The sequence below is a fragment of the Amycolatopsis thermophila genome (assembly GCF_030814215.1).
In the GTDB taxonomy this organism is placed as follows: Bacteria; Actinomycetota; Actinomycetes; order Mycobacteriales; family Pseudonocardiaceae; genus Amycolatopsis_E; species Amycolatopsis_E thermophila.
Genome location: NZ_JAUSUT010000001.1, coordinates 5136562 through 5153756, shown reverse-complemented (window position 1 = coordinate 5153756; position 17195 = coordinate 5136562). Strand labels below are relative to the sequence as shown.

At 74.7% G+C, this 17195-nt stretch carries 15 protein-coding genes and 1 pseudogene; 9 read left to right on the top strand and 7 right to left on the bottom strand.

The genetic code is table 11. From position 1 onward, the window contains the following. Positions 1-18: 18 nt before the first annotated feature. Positions 19-1183, bottom strand: a pseudogene (locus tag FB470_RS25240) (GDSL-type esterase/lipase family protein). Further along, positions 1180-1773 (bottom strand): TetR/AcrR family transcriptional regulator, encoded by a 594-nt coding sequence (locus FB470_RS25235; RefSeq protein WP_306995436.1) that lies wholly within the window; start codon positions 1771-1773, stop codon positions 1180-1182. Before FB470_RS25235 ends, FB470_RS25240 begins: the two are co-directional and overlap by 4 nt. A 134-nt stretch (positions 1774-1907) precedes the next feature. Here FB470_RS25235 and FB470_RS25230 point away from each other — a divergent pair, with 134 nt between their 5' ends. The 3 genes from FB470_RS25230 to FB470_RS25220 all read left to right on the top strand — a co-directional run bounded on the left by FB470_RS25230 (position 1908) and on the right by FB470_RS25220 (position 4441). Beyond that, positions 1908-2498 carry a class F sortase gene (locus FB470_RS25230; protein ID WP_306995435.1) on the top strand — a complete coding sequence of 197 codons (591 nt, stop codon included), beginning with the start codon at positions 1908-1910 and terminating at the stop codon, positions 2496-2498. A gap of 49 nt (positions 2499-2547) precedes the next feature. Beyond that, positions 2548-3126, top strand: coding sequence for a hypothetical protein (locus FB470_RS25225; RefSeq protein ID WP_306995433.1), 579 nt, complete (start codon positions 2548-2550; stop codon positions 3124-3126). Positions 3127-3220: 94 nt separating this feature from the next. Next, on the top strand, positions 3221-4441 hold the full coding sequence (locus tag FB470_RS25220) for an FAD-dependent oxidoreductase (RefSeq protein WP_306995431.1): 1221 nt from the start codon (positions 3221-3223) through the stop codon (positions 4439-4441). A 4-nt stretch (positions 4442-4445) separates the two neighbouring features. Here FB470_RS25220 and FB470_RS25215 read toward each other — a convergent pair whose 3' ends face one another. The 5 genes from FB470_RS25215 to FB470_RS25195 form a co-directional block, all read right to left on the bottom strand. Further along, a complete protein-coding gene (locus tag FB470_RS25215) occupies positions 4446-5060 on the bottom strand; it encodes a TetR/AcrR family transcriptional regulator (protein ID WP_306995430.1) in 615 nt (204 codons plus the stop codon). Between the two features lie 53 nt (positions 5061-5113). After that, on the bottom strand, positions 5114-6226 hold the full coding sequence (locus FB470_RS25210; RefSeq protein WP_306995428.1) for an ABC transporter permease: 1113 nt from the start codon (positions 6224-6226) through the stop codon (positions 5114-5116). Beyond that, entirely contained in the window at positions 6226-7110 is an 885-nt protein-coding gene (locus tag FB470_RS25205; RefSeq protein WP_306995426.1) for an ABC transporter ATP-binding protein, read from the bottom strand. The genes FB470_RS25210 and FB470_RS25205 overlap by 1 nt, the downstream gene beginning before the upstream one ends. Before the next feature lie 82 nt (positions 7111-7192). Next, complete coding sequence (locus FB470_RS25200; RefSeq protein ID WP_306995424.1) at positions 7193-7858, bottom strand: response regulator; 666 nt, start codon at positions 7856-7858, stop codon at positions 7193-7195. Next, complete coding sequence (locus FB470_RS25195) at positions 7855-9162, bottom strand: sensor histidine kinase (protein ID WP_306995423.1); 1308 nt, start codon at positions 9160-9162, stop codon at positions 7855-7857. The genes FB470_RS25200 and FB470_RS25195 overlap by 4 nt, the downstream gene beginning before the upstream one ends. A 134-nt stretch (positions 9163-9296) precedes the next feature. Between FB470_RS25195 and FB470_RS25190 the strand changes: the two genes are divergently transcribed. From FB470_RS25190 to FB470_RS25165, 6 genes are all read left to right on the top strand, one after another. Then, positions 9297-9914: an antibiotic biosynthesis monooxygenase gene (locus FB470_RS25190; RefSeq protein WP_306995421.1), complete on the top strand. Its 618-nt coding sequence runs from the start codon at positions 9297-9299 to the stop codon at positions 9912-9914. Between the two features lie 138 nt (positions 9915-10052). After that, on the top strand, positions 10053-11312 hold the full coding sequence (locus FB470_RS25185) for an SWIM zinc finger family protein (RefSeq protein WP_306995419.1): 1260 nt from the start codon (positions 10053-10055) through the stop codon (positions 11310-11312). After that, positions 11309-12718, top strand: coding sequence for a DUF5691 domain-containing protein (locus tag FB470_RS25180; protein ID WP_306995417.1), 1410 nt, complete (start codon positions 11309-11311; stop codon positions 12716-12718). The genes FB470_RS25185 and FB470_RS25180 overlap by 4 nt, the downstream gene beginning before the upstream one ends. Beyond that, complete coding sequence (locus tag FB470_RS25175) at positions 12715-13794, top strand: ATP-binding protein (protein WP_306995415.1); 1080 nt, start codon at positions 12715-12717, stop codon at positions 13792-13794. Before FB470_RS25180 ends, FB470_RS25175 begins: the two co-directional genes overlap by 4 nt. Further along, on the top strand, positions 13791-15986 hold the full coding sequence (locus tag FB470_RS25170; RefSeq protein ID WP_306995414.1) for a DUF5682 family protein: 2196 nt from the start codon (positions 13791-13793) through the stop codon (positions 15984-15986). The genes FB470_RS25175 and FB470_RS25170 overlap by 4 nt, the downstream gene beginning before the upstream one ends. Beyond that, a complete protein-coding gene (locus FB470_RS25165) occupies positions 15983-17137 on the top strand; it encodes a VWA domain-containing protein (protein WP_306995411.1) in 1155 nt (384 codons plus the stop codon). Before FB470_RS25170 ends, FB470_RS25165 begins: the two co-directional genes overlap by 4 nt. Positions 17138-17195 lie beyond the last annotated feature (58 nt).

The following is a 17195-nucleotide window of genomic DNA, read 5'->3' as shown; positions in this document are numbered from 1 at the left end:
CCCATCGTAGAGGCGGGGTCAGACGGTTCCGGACGCGAACGGACCGCCTCCGGCGAAGGCGAACTTGCTGAAGCGTTCCCCCATCCGGCGGTGCGTGGCCGCGTCCGGGTGCAGTGCGTCCGGCAGCGGGCGTTCGGCGAAGTCGGCCTCGCCGTAGAGTTCGCGGCCGTCGAGGTGGTGCAGGTTCGGGTCGGCGGCCGCGCGCTGCGCCACGATCCGCGCCAGCTCCTCCCGGATCCCCCGCAGCGTGAGCTTCCCGGCGGCCCACTCGGCCGGATCGCCGGTGGCCCGGAACCGCAGCTCCCCCGCCCGCAGCGCGGCGAAGTCGAACGCGCCCGGGCCCGGGGTGTCCTCGTGGACGGGACAGAGGATGGGCGAGACGACCACCAGCGGGGTGTCCGGGTGACCCTCGCGCACGGTGTCGAGGAACCCGTGCACCGCCGGTGCGAAGCCGCGCAGCCGCATCACGTCGCTGTTGACCAGGTTGATGCCGATCTTGACGCTGATCAGGCCGGCCGGCGTGTCCCGCATCGTGCGCGCGGTGAACGGATCGAGCAGGGCACTTCCGGACAGACCCAGGTTGACCAGGTCCACACCGCCCAGCGCGGCGGCGACCGCGGGCCACGTGGTGGACGGGCTCGCGGCGTCGGATCCCTGGCTGATCGAGCTGCCGTGGTGCAGCCACACCCTGTCCCGGGCGGGCGCGGGTTCCACCGGGGCGTCGGTGCGCAACGCGACGAGCTCGGTGGTTTCGTTGTGCGGCAACCAGATCTCGACGTCCTTGACGGCGCCGGGCAGGCCGTCGAAGCGGATGGTGCCGGCCGGGCCGGGGCGGTGCTCGGCACGACCGGTGGCCAGGTCGACGACCACCGCGTTGCCGCCGGTGACGCTCGCCCGGCCGGTGAGCCTGCCGTCGACGAGCAGGTCGTACACCCCCTCCGGGCGGGGCGGGGCACCCGGCGTAGATCCGCCGGGTGCGCACCGCGTCCAGCTCGACGACGGTGGCCCGGGTCCGCAAGGCGAGCCGGACACCGGAGGGCTGCGACTCGGCCAGCGCGAGCTGAGCGTCCGCGCACTGGGCCCGCGCCCAGGCGGGCAGGCGATGCGGCAGCAGTCCGTGCGCGGTGCGCTCGAGTTCCGCCGCGCCGCGCACCAGGTCGGTGGTGATGGGCGTGGTGATCACCGTGGTGTCCCCTCGGCAGGTCTCGAGGCCGGCCAGTTCCGCAGCGTGGCGTCGAGGACCTCCAGGATCCGCGTCCACGACTCCGGCGCGCCGGGCTCGCTGTGGTCGAACCCGCCGGCCAGTTCGAGGCCGACGAATCCGTGGAAGACGCTGCCCAGCAACCGCACCGCGTGGGTCGCCTCGTCCCCGTCGAGGTCGTAACCGCGCAGGATCGCGCGGGTCAGCTGGGCATGCCGGACACCGGCGCCGGCCGCCGCGGTCTCCGGGTCGAGCCGGAGCCGGGCCGCCGCGTACCGGCCGGGGTGCTCGCGGGCGTAGTCGCGGTGGACGTTGGCGAAGGCGATCAGGGCCTCCTTGCCGGCCCGCCCGGCCAGGGCATCCGCGGCCCGGTCGGCGAGCTCGTCCAGCGCGAGCAGGGCGATCCGCGTCCGCAGGTCCGCCGAGCTCTTGACGTGCGAATAGAGGCTGGCGACCTTGACGTCGAACCGCCGGGCCAGCGCCGAGACGGTCACCGCGTCGAAGCCCACCTCGTCGGCCAGCTCCGCTCCCGCCCGCGTCAGGCGCTCGGCCGTCAGCCCCATTCGCGCCATAACGCCACCATACTTTTCCTAATCCCTTTAGGCAACTAACTAACATGTGAGTAGGTCACGCTTCGGTGTCGGCCGGCAACCGGACCCGCCCCCCGGACGACTAGGAAGCACACGACTTCGCTTTGGGGGCGGCCATGGACGCACGACGGCGACGGCGCGGTCATCGGATGTGGTGGCTGGCCGTGCTGCTCGGCCTGCTGGCGGGATGCGCCGGCGCGCCGCAGCAAGCGACCGAGCCCCCGGCCGCACCCGTCACGTCGTCCGCGCAGCCGGCCCCGGCGGCCGAGCCCGAAGCCGTCGACATCCCCCGGATCGGCGCGCACTCCACGCTCGTCCCGCTGGGACTGAACCCGGACCAGACCATCGAGGTGCCGCCGGTGGCGCAGCCGCTGCAGGCCGGCTGGTACCGCTTCGGCCCGTCGCCCGGCGAGGTGGGCCCGGCGGTGATCCTCGGCCACGTCGACGGGAACAAGCAGAAGGGCATCTTCTACCGCCTGCGCGAACTGGCGCCGGGCGACGAGATCACGGTGTCGCGAAAGGACGGTTCGGCCGTGCGGTTCGCCGTGAGCCGCATCGAGCAGATCGACAAGGACACCTTCCCGTCCGACGCCGTCTACGGCGACACCGCCGGACCGGAACTGCGGCTGATCACCTGCGGCGGCTCCTTCGACCACGCCGCGCACAGCTACCGCGACAACATCATCGTCTTCGCCGTGCTGCGCTGACACCGGCACGGCGGGAACTGGGGAAAACACTCCGGAAAGGGAGTTCACCATGCACAGAACACGGATCCTCGCCGGCGCCGGTGCGCTCGCACTCGGCACGAGCATGTTCGGCCTGGCGACCGCGAGTGCGACCGCGCCGCCGCCGACGCTCCAGGTCAGCCCCACGGCGGTGACGCCGGGGCAGACGCTGACCTTCACCGCCTACTGCGCCGGCAACGCCGGCGCCGTGACCTCCGCCGGCCTCACCGCGCCGGTGTCGCTGAGCCGCACCACCGACAACTACACCGGGTCCGGGAAAGCGGCGGGCAAGCCCGGCCGGTACCGCGCCACGTTCACCTGCTCGGGCAGCGCCGGGCCGGCCGGGAACGGGACCGTCACCGTCGAATTCTCGATCTCCTGCACCGCGCCCGCGCCGTCGAAACCGTCCACGACGCGCCCGGCCCCGCCGACGACGTCCACGACGCCGGGCGAGCCGCCGGCTTCGTCCGCCACGACGGCCCCGTCCGCGTCGCACGCCGCGTCCGTCCAGTGTGTACAGCCACCGCCGTCCACCGGCGGCGGCGCACCGCAGGTGAAGGTCCGGCCGAAGGGTGCCCCGGAGACCGGGGACGGCACGACCTCGGCCTGACGCCGGCACGTACCGGTACGCGACCCCGCACGGCTGCGGGCACCGGCGACTGACCCATCGGACAGAGTCCTGACCGATCGGTTAGAGTCGGGGCATGGACAGTGTCGATGTGTGCGTCGCGGGCGGTGGTCCCGCGGGGATGGTGGCCGGCCTGTTGTTCGCGCGGGCCGGGTTGCGCGTGACGGTGCTGGAGAAGCACGCCGACTTCCTGCGGGACTTCCGCGGCGACACGGTGCACCCGTCCACCCTGCGGCTGCTGGACGAGCTGGGGCTGGGCGAGCGCTTCGCCGCCCTGCCGCGCGGCGTTCTGCAAGAGATGCGCATGCAGATCGGCGACCACGTGATCACCGCCGCCGACTTCCGGCGCCTGCCCGGCCGCCACCGCTACATCGCGATGGTGCCCCAGGGCGACTTCCTCGACCTGCTGGCGGACGAAGCCGGCACCGAACCGACGTTCACGCTGCGCCGGTGCACCGAGGTCCTGGGCCTGACCCGGGACGGCGAGCGGGTGACCGGGGTGCGCTGCCGGTCGGCCGACGGCACGGAGGGCACCATCACGGCGACGCTCGTCCTCGGCTGCGACGGCCGGAGCTCGGTGGTCCGCGAAGCCGCCGGTCTCCCGGTTCGCGAACTGCCGGCGCCGATGGACGTCTGGCAGGTCCGGATCCCCGCCGGCCCGGCCGACGAGGTCAAGGACGGCCGGGTGTTCGGGCGCTTCACACGCGGGCTGGCCGCCGTCACGATGGACCGCGGCGACTACTACCAGACCTCCTACCTCATCCCGAAGGGACGCGACGCCGAGCTGCGGGCACGCGGGCTGGACGCGTTCCGTCGTGACCTCTCCGACCTGTTCGGCTGGCCGCCCGACCGGCTCGCGGCGGTCTCGAGCTGGGACGACGTGAAGCTGCTGAACGTCCGCGTCACCCGCCTGCGCCGCTGGTACCGGCCGGGGTTGCTGTGCATCGGGGACGCCGCGCACGCGATGTCCCCGGTCGGCGGGGTGGGTGTCAACCTGGCGGTTCAGGACGCGGTCGCCGCCGCGCGCATCCTGGCCGGGCCGCTGCGCCGGGGCACCCTGCGGACCGCGCACCTCGCGCGGGTCCAGCGGCGCCGCCGCCTCCCGGTGGTGGCGAGCCAGGCCCAGCAGCACGGCGAGCACGAAACGCTGCTGCGGCCGGCCTTGGAGGCCACTTTGGACGGCGTCCCGCCGCTGTTGCGGGCCGTGGACAGGGTGCCCGCGCTGCGCGGGCTCACCGCCTACCTCGGCGGGGTCGGGCTGCGGCCGGAGCACGCTCCCCGGTTCGCCCGGCGCTGACCCCTCAGCGGGCCTCCACCGCGGCCAGCACGAACGCCTCCAGGTCCCCGGCGGCCGCGTCGAGGTCGAGACCGGGGTCGGCGAGCCACTGCGACACGACGCCGTCGATCGCGCCGCCGATGGCCAGCGCGGTCGTCTTCGTGTCGAAGTCCCGGAACACGCCCTCCGCCTGGCCCGCGGCGAGGAGACCGGCGAGCATCTGCCACCGCTGGTTGCGGTCGTGCTGGCCGGGCTGCCGGAACCGGGTGCCGCCGCGGTCGTCCAGCAGCACCTCGGTGATCAGGCGGACGTGCGTGCGGTGGCGGTGCTGGTAGCCGACCATGCCGCGGACGTAGGCGACCAGCCGGGCGCGCGCACCGGACGCCTCCGCCACCCGCTGGCCCACGTGCTCGCCGAACCGGTCGAAGACGTGCGCGAGCGTCGCCTCGGCCAGGTCGTCCTTCGAGCCGAAGTGGTAGAGCACCGCGGCCTTGGAGACGCCGGCGTGCTCGGCGATCGCGGACAGGGACGCGCCGCCGTAGCCGCGCGCCGAGATCACCTCGATGGTGGCCTCGATCAGCTGACGGCGGCGCGCCTGCTCGGTGAACGTCGGCTTCCCGCCGGTGCGGCCCGCCGCCATCAGCCCTCCTCGATCCGGTGTCCCGGTCCCCTGATGCTATCCGGGGACCGGGATCACTCGGTGCCGCGCCAGGCCTTGGCCAGCGCCACCCGGCCACCGGTCTGCAGCAACGCGCCCGAATAGAGCCGCCCGGCGAGCAGCACGATCAGCACCACCGTCGCCGCGAGCAGCCCGAGCGACAGCAGCGCCTCCCAGGCCTGGGCGTCGCCGGTGAACATCCGCACCGGCATCGCGACGGCGGCGGAGAACGGCACGTAGGACAGCACGGCGAGCACGGAGGCGTTGTCCGCCAGGAGCATCACCGCGAAGTACGGGCCGAGGACGAGCATCATCACCAGCCCCATGCTGGAGCCGAGGTCCTCCTGCCTGCTCACCACCGACCCGGCGACCGCCCACATCCCGGCCAGCAGCACGAAGCCCGCGCACACGAACGGCACGTACCAGCCGAGCGCCGGCGCCACCACGCCGAGCAGCGCCGACTGCCCGCCGAGGGAGAGCGCGACCGGTGCGGCGACGGCGATCACCACGACCTGCCCGACGGTCAGCAGCGTGTGCCCGAGCACCTTCCCGGCGAGCAGCGCGCGCACCGGGACGGTGACGACGAGGATCTCCACGATCCGGGTCTGCTTCTCGGTCACGGTGCTCTGGGCGATGGCCGCACCGCTCATCCCGACCATCAGGAAAACCAGCGCGAACACCAGGATCACCAGCTGCCGCTCCCCCGGTCCGACGTCGCCGGGCTCGAGCAGGTCCACCGGCGGCGCGACGCTCAGGGCGGCCACGACGCCGGTCGGCGGGTCGGACAGCGCCAGCACCCGGATCCCCTCCGGCGCGGACACGATCGCCGCGTCCACCTCCTCGGACCGCACGAGCTCGCGGGCGGACTCGAGGTCGCCGACCTGGCGCACGTCCAGGTCCGTCCCGGCGACGGCCCGGGCGGCCTGCGGCCCGACGGCGGCGACCGCGGGCGGTCCCCCGGCGAGCACCGAGGGCAGCACCCCGGCCGCGAACAGGCCGGCCACGACCACCGCCAGCCCGATCCAGAACCCCTTGGTGCGCAGGAAGGACCGGACCTCGCGCTCGGCGACCAGACGGGTCGCCGCCCAGAACGACGTGCCCGCGGCGGCGGGCCGGCCGTCCACCCGGGACGGTGTCGTCGTGGTCATCACACGGCCTCCTTGAAGATCTCCTCGAGCGACGGCACGACGGGCACGAAGCCACGCACCTCGCCGCGCCGCAGCGCCGTCTCCAGCACCCGGCGCCCGCCGCCCGCCCCCTCGACGGGCTCGAACACCGCCCGCGGGCCGTCGACGCTGAGCACCCGGATCCCCGGCTCGTCGCGCACCCAGCCGGCGTCGGCGCCGACGACCAGCTCGAACCGGGTGGTCCCGTAGCGGGCGCGCAGTTCTTCGCGGGTCCCGCTCGCCGAGATCGAGCCGCCGGAGATGATCACCACGTCGTCGCAGAGCCGCTCGACGAGCGAGAGCTGGTGGCTGGAGAACAACACCGGCACACCGGCCGCGGCGCGTTCGCGCAGGACGTCGAGCACGATGTCGACGGCCAGCGGATCCAGACCGGAGAACGGCTCGTCGAGGACGAGCATCATCGGGTCGTGCACCAGCGCGGCGGCCACCTGGGCACGCTGCTGGTTGCCCAGGGACAGCTCCTCGAGGCGGTCACCGGCGCGGTCGGTGAGTTCCAGCCGGTCGAGCAGGCGCCGGGTGGCGGCGCGCGCCGTGACGTCGTCGAGGCCGTGCAGCCGGCCCATCCACCTGATCTGCTCGGCCACCTTCATCTTCGGGTAGAGGCCGCGTTCCTCGGGCATGTAGCCGAACCGGCGGCGCTGGGCGGGGGTCATCTCGCGGCCGTGCCAGCTGACCGTGCCGCCGTGCGCGGCCAGGACACCGAGGATGATCCGCATGGTGGTGGTCTTGCCGGACCCGTTGGCGCCGAGGAAGCCGGTCATGCGGCCGGGACGCACCGTGAAGGACACGTCGTCGAGCACGCGGTGATCGCCGAAGCTCCGGCTGAGTGAGGTCACCGTCAACATGCCGGGAACGCTAGGCGCGCGGGCGCGCCGTCGCGTCCGGCCACGGACCGATGCGCGGGGTCCTCCTGCCGGAGGACCCGCGTCAGGCGAGGCCGGGCGCGACGATGCCCTGTTCATAGGCGAAGACCACCGCGTGGGTGCGGTCGCGCAGGTCCAGCTTGCGCAGGATCCGCGACACGTGCGTCTTCACCGTCGTCTCCCCGAGGTACAGCTCGGCGGCGATCTCGGCGTTGCTCGCGCCGCGGGCCATCAGGACCAGCACCTCGAACTCGCGGTCGGTGAGGGACGGGGGGCGGCGGCCCGCCGGCGTGGCCGGCGTGGTGAACCGGGCGATCACCCGCCGCGTCACCTCCGGTGAGAGCAGCGCGTCGCCGCGGGCGACGATCCGCACGGACTCCACGAGGTCCTCCGGTGAGGCGTTCTTGAGCAGGAACCCGCTCGCCCCGGCCCGCAGCGCCTCGAACAGGTAGTCCTCCCGGTCGAACGTGGTCAGGATGACCACCCGCACCGCCGAGGCCGCGGGATCGTCGCCGAGGATGCGGCGGGTCGCCTCCAGCCCGTCGAGCCGGGGCATCTGCACGTCCATGAGGACGACGTCGGGCTTCTCCCGCCCGGCGACCTCGACGGCCTCGATGCCGTCCCGGGCCTCGCCGACGACCTCGATGCCCTCCTCCGTCCCGAGGATGACGCGGAAGCCGGCGCGCACGAGGTCCTGGTCGTCGGCGAGCACCACACGCAACGGGGTCATGGGACCGGCAGCTCCGCACTGTCCGAAGTGGCCGGTCGCGGTGCCGGCAGGCTCGCGCGCACCAGGAAACCGCCGTCGCGGCGGGGCCCGGCCTCGAGCTCGCCGCCGTGCACGGCGACCCGCTCCCGCATGCCGCGCAGGCCGAACCCCGCCGGCGTCGAGTCGCCCCCGCAGCCGCGACCGTCGTCGGAGACCTCGATCTCCAGGCCGGCTTCCAGGAACCGGACCCGCAGCTGCGCCGAGCGCGCGCCGGAGTGCTTGACCACGTTCGTCAACGCCTCCTGGGCGATGCGGTAGGCGGTCATCGCGACGCTGTCCGGCACCGGCCGGGGATCGCCGTACTCGCCGTAGTGCACGTCCAGGCCCGCGGACCGGGTGGCCGCGGCCAGGGCGGGCAGCTGCGCCAGCCCCGGAGAGGCCTGGTGCCCGGCATCCGGCCGCCCCTCGGCGTCCGGCTCGGCGCGCAGCACGCCGAGCAGCCCCCGCAGCTCGCTGATCGCGGTGCGCGCGGTGTCCTCGACGGTGCGCAGGGCCGAGCCGGCCAGCTCGCGGTCCCGGTCGAGCACCCGCCGGGCGGCGGAGGCCTGGATGCCCATCACCGACACGTGGTGGGCGACGACGTCGTGCAGGTCGCGGGCGATCCGCACGCGCTCGGCGACGATCGCGCCGCGCGCGTTCTGCTCCTGCGAGGCCCGCAATTGCTCGGCGCGGCGCGTGAGCTCGGCCCGCCCGCGGGCCGACCGCCACGCCAGGTCGCCGAAGAAGTAGGCCGACAGGAAGAACATCAGGTTGAACACGATCTGGTAGAGCACGGTCGCCACCAGCGGGTCCAGCGGCCCGGCCGCGTTCGGCGGGTGCCCGGGCGCGACCGCGTACCGCACGAGCCCGATGCCCAGCCAGGCGAACATCGCCACGATCACCGCGACGCGCGCCCACCGCGCCCGTGCCCGGTGGCGGGCCCACGCACCCGCGCTGTAGATGGCCAGGAACAGCACGACCGAGGGCATGAACCCGTCGCCGATCTGCCGCATCTGGGCCGCGATGAACAGCGCGCCGACGACCGCCAGCACGACCAGCGGGAACCGGCGCCGCAGCGCCAGCGGCACGGTGAGGCCCGCGGTCCAGGCCAGCTGCTCGGTCAACGAGGGGGCCGACCCGATCGCGACCGTGCCGATGCTGGTGATCAGCAGCGTCATCCCGGCCGCGACGAGCAGGACGAGGAGCATGAGCGCCACGTCGTGCCGCTGCTGCCGTGGCGTCGGAGCGGGCCGCTGCCACCGCCCCCAGTCCGGTTCCTGCTCCATGCGCTTCACCGTAACGCCCGTCCCGAACGGGGCCACGTGAAGTCCGGTTGCGGCCGCTTCCCCGGCGGCGCAAGGTGTAGGGCGACCGGCGGCGCCGCCGGGACGCCGCCTCGACCGGAGAGGGGGTGGGAGGCGTGTACGCGCGTTCCACCACGGTGCAGGCCCATCTGGACACCATCGACGCCGGAGTCGCGCACCTGCGGGACGAGGTGATGCCGGAACTGCTGACCATGCCCGGGTGCGTCGGGTTGTCGGTACTGGTCGACCGCGGTTCCGGGCGCTGCATCGCCACCAGCTCGTGGGAGTCGGCGGAGGCGATGGCCGCCAGCGCCGAGCGGGTCCGGCCGATCCGGGACCACGCGGCGGAGGTGATGGGCGGCAACCGGGCCCAGGTCGACGAGTGGGAGATCGCGGTGCTGCACCGCGAGCACCCCGCCCCGGACGGCGCGTGCTGCCGGGTGACCTGGACCCGCTTCGACCAGCTGGAGCGAGCCCTGGACACCTACCGGCTGGGCCTGCTGCCCGAGCTGTCGCGGCTGGACGGCTTCTGCAGCGCGAGCCTGATGCTCGACCGCGAGGGCGGGATCGCGGTGTCGTCGGTGACGTACGCGAGCCCCGAGACGATGGCCGCGACCCGCAACCGGGCGGACGCGCTGCGTTCCCAGGCCGCGTCGGAGGCCGGGCTGGAGATCCTCGAGGTGGCCGAGTTCGAGCTCGCGCTGGCCCACCTGCGCGCTCCTGAGATGGCCTGACCACCGGCCCCGGCGGTCCCCGCCGCGAGGGCCGCCGGGCGCCGGGAGCGAGGGCGGCCGGCCGGGGGCCGGATAGGCTGGTCACCGGCGGCACGGGAAGGGGCACGAGGTTTGGGATCGCGGTGGACGGTGGCCCGCGTGCTGGCGCTCGCGCCCGACGCCGGGTCCGCCAGGGCCGCCCGCGGGCTCGCCGGCCCGCGCACGTGGTCGGACCTCGGCAGCACCGCGACGCTCGTCTGGGGCAAGTGCCAGGGCAGCGCCCGCGCGCCCTACCAGGTGACCGTCGACCTCACCGAGCCCGCCTTCCGCTGCACCTGCCCCAGCCGCAAGGTGCCCTGCAAGCACGGTCTGGCGCTGCTGCTGATGTGGGCGGCCAACGACGGCTCGGTCGCCGACCTCGACCAGGCCGAGCCGTTCGCCGCCGCCTGGGCCGGGCGGGGCGCCACCCCCACCGCCACGCGCGCCGCGCCCGATCCCGAGGCGCAGGCCAGGCGGCTGGCCGAGCGGGAAGCGCTCATGTCGGCCGGCATCGACGACTTCGAGCTGTGGCTGCACGACCTCGTCCGGCAGGGCCTGGCCACCGCGCGCCGCCAGCCGCCGGGGTTCTGGGACACCGCCGCCGCCCGCCTGGTCGACGCGCAGCTGCCCGGGCTCGCCGACCGGGTCCGCGCGGCGGGCAGCGAGGTGCTGGCCCGCCCCGACTGGGCGCCGCACCTGCTCGGCGAGCTGGGCCGCTGGTACCTGGCGGTTCGGGCCTGGCGGCGCCGCGCGGAGCTGGACGAGGCCGCACTGGGCGACCTGCGGACGGTGCTGGGCTGGCCGCGCCGCCGCGACGAGATCGGTGACCGGGTGGCCGACCGGTGGCAGGTCGTCGGCCTGAGCCGGGACGAGGACGAGCGCCTGCTGTCCCAGCGCACGTGGCTGCACGGCGAGCGAACCGGCGAGACCGTGGTGCTGCTGGACTTCGCGGCGGCGGGCCAGGCGCTCAAGGTGGCGCACGTCCTCGGGTCCGTTGTGGACGGTGAGATCGCCCGCTACCCCGGCGGGCAGCCGCGGCGGGCGCTGCTCACCGGTGACGAGCACAAAGTCACCCAGGGCGCGGGCCTGCCGCACGCCACCGACGTCCGCACCGCACTGGGACAGGCCGCCCGCTGGCTGGCCGGCAACCCGTGGCTGCGCCGGATCCCGCTGGCCCTGGACGCGATGACGGTCGTCCCCGGTGATCCGCCGCTGCTCGTCGACCGCGACGGCGCGGCGCTGACCCTGGCGCCGGGCACGGACATCTGGCAGCTGCTCGCCGCCTCCGGCGGCCACCCGGCCGCGGTGTTCGGCGAGTGGATCGACGAGCGCCTGCACCCCCTCAGCGTCGTGGTCGGCGACCGGCTGGTGGCGGTGTGAACGCCTGGGAGGACCTGCTCGGCGCGGCGCTCGTGGGCACCGGCCGCCGCCCCTTCCGCCTCGGCGACCTCGCCGTCGAAGGCGCCGATCAGCTGGAGGCGGACACGCCCGAAGCCGCGCTCCTGGCCGCGGCCGCCCTCGCCGCCGGCTACCGGCGCGCCGGCTGGACCCCGCCCACCTGGCGCGGCACCCCGCCCGCGCCCGCGGACCCCGACGACCGCCCGGAGTGCACGGCGGCCGCGGCGCAGATCCTGGAACTGCTGCTCACCCGGGGCATCCGCCTGGAGGTCGGCACCGAACCGCTCACCGTGGACTGGCTCACCGCCGCGCGCGACACCGGCCGCCGCCCGCCCCACCGGCTGCTGCCGGAGCTGCTCCGGTTCGGCACGCTCGACAGCGCGAGCCGGCCGCTGGTGAAGGAGGTCATCGGCCCGCGCGGCACCTGGCTCGCCCAGCACAACCCGGCGTGGCACTGGGCGAAGGCGCTCCGCCCGGAGGAGGTGGCCGAGAGGTTCACGACGGGGACCCGCGCCGAGCGGCTGGCCCTGCTCGCCGACCTGCGCGCGACCGACCCGGCACGGGCCCGCGCCCTGGTCGAACAGACCTGGTCCCAGGAGCAGGCGGCCACCCGCGCGGCGTTCCTCGACACCCTCCACACCGGACTGTGCGGCGACGACGAACCGCTGCTCGAACAGGCCCTCGACGACCGGGCGGCGACCGTCCGGGCGGCCGCCGCCGCACTGCTCGACCGCCTGCCCGGCTCGGCCCGCGCGCGCCGGATGGCCGCCCGGGCCCGCGCGCTGAGCAGGCCGGACGGCACGTTCGAGCTGCCCGGCGAACCCGACGCCGCGGCCCGCCGCGACGGCCTGACCGACCACCGCGAGCCCGGCCTGGGCCGCGGCGCGTCCCGGCTCATCCGGCTACTGGCCGCGACCCCGCTGTGCACCTGGGACATCGGGCTCGTCGGCACCGCGGACCGCGACGTGCTCCTCGGCTGGACGAAAGCCGCGCTGCGCCAGCGGAACCCGGACTGGCTGGCCGCGCTCGCCCGCCACCAGCCCACCCCGGAGCTGGTCGCCGCGCTCACCCCGGAGGCCGCCGCCGAGGTCCTGAGCCGGCAGCGCAAGCTCGACGCCCGCTTCGGCGCCCTGCTCGCCGCCGCGCCGGGCCCGTGGCCACCCGGGTTCTCCGCCGGCATCGTCGAACGGCTGCGCGCCGGCAAGGCCGACGCCGTCCTGCGGCTCGCCGCGCGGGCGCTGGCCGAACACCTGCACCCCGCCGCGCTGCCGGCCCTCGAAGCGTGGCTGCTCGCCCCCGCCAAGGACCAGAAGGCGACCGCCCGCACCTTGCGCGGCATCGCCCACGCGCTGACCATCCGCTCGACCATCCTGCAGGAGTTCGAATGACCGACGTGCTGAGAGCACACGCCGAACAGCAGCACGCCGACGAGCTGACCGCGCTCGCGAAGTCCGACGACCGGCCACGTCCGCCGCACTGGAAGCTGTCGCCGTGGGCGGTCGCGACCTACGTCCTGGGCGGCGAGGCCCCGGACGGCACGCCGATCACGCCGAAGTACCTCGGGTCGCGGCGGCTGGTCGAGGTCGCCATCGCGACGCTGGCCACCGACCGCGCGCTGCTCCTGCTGGGCGTGCCGGGCACGGCGAAGACCTGGCTGTCCGAGCACCTGGCCGCCGCGATCTCCGGCGATTCGACGCAGCTGGTGCAGGGCACCTCCGGTACGGCCGAGGAGTCCATCCGCTACGGCTGGAACTACGCCCGCCTGCTCGCCGAAGGCCCGTCGCCGAAGGCCATGGTCGCCAGCCCCGTGCTGCGCGCGATGGAGACCGGCGGCATCGCGCGGATCGAGGAACTGACCCGCATCCCCTCGGACGTGCAGGACGCGCTGATCACGATCCTCAGCGAGAAGACGCTGCCGATCCCCGAGCTGGACAGCGAGGTCCAGGCCAGGCCCGGGTTCAACGTGATCGCCACCGCGAACGACCGCGACCGCGGCGTCAACGACCTCTCCGCCGCGCTCAAGCGCCGGTTCAACGTCGTGGTGCTGCCGCTGCCCGGCGACACCGAGTCAGAAGTGGCGATCGTCCGGTTGCGGGTGCGGCAGCTGGGCGAGTCCCTGCGGCTGCCGGCCGCCGCGGAGGACGTCGACGAGATCCGCCGGGTGGTGACGGTGTTCCGCGAGCTGCGGGACGGGGTGACCGGCGACGGACGCACGAAGATCAAGTCGCCGTCCGGCAGCCTGTCCACCGCCGAAGCGATCTCCGTGGTGACCAACGGCATCGCGCTGGCCACGCACTTCGGCGACGGTGTGGTGCGGGCCGACGACGTGGCGGCCGGCCTGCACGGCGCGGTGGTCAAGGACCCGGTGCAGGACCGGATCGTCTGGCAGGAGTACCTGGAGACCGTGGTCCGCGAGCGCAAGCCCTGGTCGGACCTCTACCGCGCGTGCCGGGAACTGGTGTGAGCCGGGTCCACGTCCTGGGCATCCGCCACCACGGCCCGGGTTCCGCCCGCGCCGTGGCGACCGCGCTCGCCCACCTCGACCCGGAGGTCGTGCTCATCGAGGGCCCGCCGGAACTGGACGCGGTCGCGCCGCTGGCCGCCGCGGCGGGGATGCGGCCGCCGGTCGCCGGGCTGGTGTACGCGGTCGCCGAACCGGCCACCGCCGCGTTCTACCCGATGGCCGTGTTCTCCCCGGAGTGGGTGGCTCTGCGCTGGGCGCTGGAGCACGAGCGCGAGGTCCGGTTCCTCGACCTGCCCGCCACCGTCGCCCTCGCGGCCCGCGACGACGCCGAACACGGCGGCCCGGACGCCGAGCCGCCGCTGGACCCCATCGCCACGCTCGCCGAGGCCGCCGGGTACGACGACCCGGAACGCTGGTGGGAGGACGCGGTCGAGCTGCGCTACCACGGTCTCGACGTCTTCGACGCCGTGCGCGACGCGATGGCCGCGCTCCGCGAAGGGCACGTGCCCGACCTGGGCACGCAACGGCGCGAGGCCGCGATGCGGCGGGTGCTGCGGTCAGTGCTGCGCGGGGACGCCGCCACGATCGCCGTGGTGTGCGGCGCGTGGCACGCCCCGGTCCTGGTGCCCTCGGCGTTCCCGACCCAGGCCGCGGACAACCGGCTGCTCAAGGGCCTGCCCACCACCAAGGTCGCGGCGACCTGGGTGCCCTGGACCTCCTCGCGGCTCGCGCGGATGAGCGGCTACGGCGCCGGGATCTCCTCGCCCGGCTGGTACCACCACCTGTTCACCACGCCGGACGAGGTGGTGGGACGCTGGCTGGTCCGGGTGGCGCAGCTGCTGCGCGGCGAGCAGCACGACGTGTCACCGGCGGCGGTGATCGAAGCGGTCCGCCTCGCCGACACGCTCGCCGTGCTGCGCGACCGCCCGCACCCGGGGCTGGCCGAGGTGCTCGAGGCCTGCCGGGCCGTGCTGTGCGGCGGTTCGGACGTGCCGATGCGGCTGATCGCGCGCCGCTTGCTGGTCGGCGACATCCTCGGCCGCGTTCCCCGCGACACGCCACGGGTGCCGCTGGCGATGGACCTCGCCGCGACCCGGAAACGGCTGCGGCTCAAGCAGAGCGCGGCCGAGCAGCAGCTCGACCTGGACCTGCGCACGCCCTCGCACCGGGAACGCAGCAAGCTCCTGCACCGGCTGCTGCTGCTCGACGTGCCGTGGGGTGAACCGGCGGAGACCGCCCGCACCCGCGGCACGTTCCGCGAGTCGTGGACGCTGGAGTGGCGGCCGGAGCTGGAGGTCGCGCTCATCGAAGCCAGCGGCTACGGCACCACGATCTCCTCGGCCGCCACCGCGGTCGTCACCCAGCGCGCCGCCGGGGCCGACATCGCCGAGCTGAGCGAGCTGGTCGAGCACACGCTGACCGCCGACCTGCCCGCGGCGCTGGCCGCGGTGCTCGCCGCGCTCGACGAGCGGGCGGCCCGGCAGCACGACATCACCCGGCTGATGGCCGCGGTCGAGCCGATGGCCCGGGTCCGCCGCTACGGCAACGTGCGCCGCGCCGACACCGAACTGGTGCAGCGGGTGCTGACCGGTGTCGTCACCCGCATCGCGGTCGGCCTGCCCGGCGCCTGCGCCGGCCTGGACGAGGACGCGGGCCGGGACGTGCGACGGCTCCTCGACGGCGTGCAGCGCGGCATCGGCCTGCTCGACCAGGCCGGGCTGCGCGAGGTCTGGTACGGCGCGCTGCGGTCGGTCGCCGACCGGACGGGCGTGCCCGGGCTCATCGCGGGCCGCGCGGTGCGGCTGCTGCTCGACGCGGGGTTGCTGGACGTGGCCGACGCGGCCGGACGGCTGTCCCGCCAGTTGTCGCCGGCCGCGGACACGACCGGATCGGCGGGCTGGCTGGAGGGTTTCCTGTCCGGCGAGGCCGCGTTGCTGGTGCACGAGCCGGAGCTGCTGGAGATCGTCGACCGGTGGGCCACCGGGGTGGACGGGGAGGTGTTCGACCGCCTGCTCCCGCTGCTGCGGCGGACGTTCGCGGAGTTCCCCGCCGCCGAGCGGCGCGACATCGGGCAGCGGGTCGCCCGCCTCGACCGCGGCGACGGCGCCGCCGGGCCGCGCGCGGCCGATGTGACGCTGGACCACGAACGCGCGTCGCTCGTGGTGCCCCGGATCCTGGAGCTGTTGCGATGAGCGAGCGGTTGCGCCGCTGGCGGATGATCCTCGGCGGCGGGGACGCCGACGGCACCGGCACGACACTGTCCGGTGTGGACGCCAAGCGGGACGCGACACTGGCCGCGTTGTACGACAAGGGCGAGGACCGGCGCGGGGGCCTGGCCGGTTCGTCGCCGCGGGTCGCGCGGTGGCTGGGCGACATCCGCGGCTACTTCCCCAGTTCGGTCGTGCAGGTCATGCAGCGCGACGCGATCGACCGCCTCGGCCTGCGCGAACTGCTGCTGGAACCGGAACTGCTGGAGTCGGTGCAGCCGGACGTGCACCTGGTCGGCACGCTGCTGTCGCTCAACCGGGCCATCCCGGAGCGGTCGCGGGACACCGCGCGGGCGGTGGTCCGGCGGGTGGTGGAGGACCTGGAGAAGCGGCTCGCCCAGCCGACCCGCCAGGCCGTCGCCGGCGCGCTGCACCGCGCCCACCGCACGCGCCGGCCGCGGCACAGCGACATCGACTGGAACCGCACTATCCTGGCGAACCTCAAGCACTACCAGCCGGACCAGCGCACGGTGGTGCCGGAACGGCTCGTCGGGTTCGGCCGCCGCCTGCCGAGCGTGAGCAGGCGGATCGTGCTGTGCCTGGACCAGAGCGGGTCGATGGCGGCTTCCGTGGTGTACGCGAGCGTGTTCGGCGCGGTCCTGGCGTCGATCCGGTCGCTGCGCACGCAGGTCATCGCGTTCGACACCGCGGTCGCCGACCTGACGGACTCGGTGTCCGATCCGGTGGAGCTGCTGTTCGGGGTGCAGCTGGGGGGCGGTACGGACATCAACGCGGCGCTGGCGTACTGCCAGAGCCGGATCGACTCGCCGCGGGACACGGTGCTCGTGCTGATCAGCGACCTGTTCGAGGGCGGCGACGAGGAGGAGATGCTGCGGCGGGCGCAGGCGCTGCGGGCCGACGGGGTGCAGGTGATCTGTCTGCTGGCGCTGAGCGACGACGGCGCCCCGGCCTACGACCACGACACCGCGGCCGCTCTGGCCGCGCTGGGCATCCCGGCGTTCGCGTGCACGCCGGAGGTGTTCCCGGACCTGATGGCCGCGGCGATCGAGCGGCAGGACATCGCCACCTGGGCCGCCACGAACGACATCCCGGTCGCCGCGCCCACCGCGGAGTGATCCTGCGCCGGTAGGTTGGGCCGCGTGACGGTGCCGGCCTGGTCGGACGTGTCGGCGG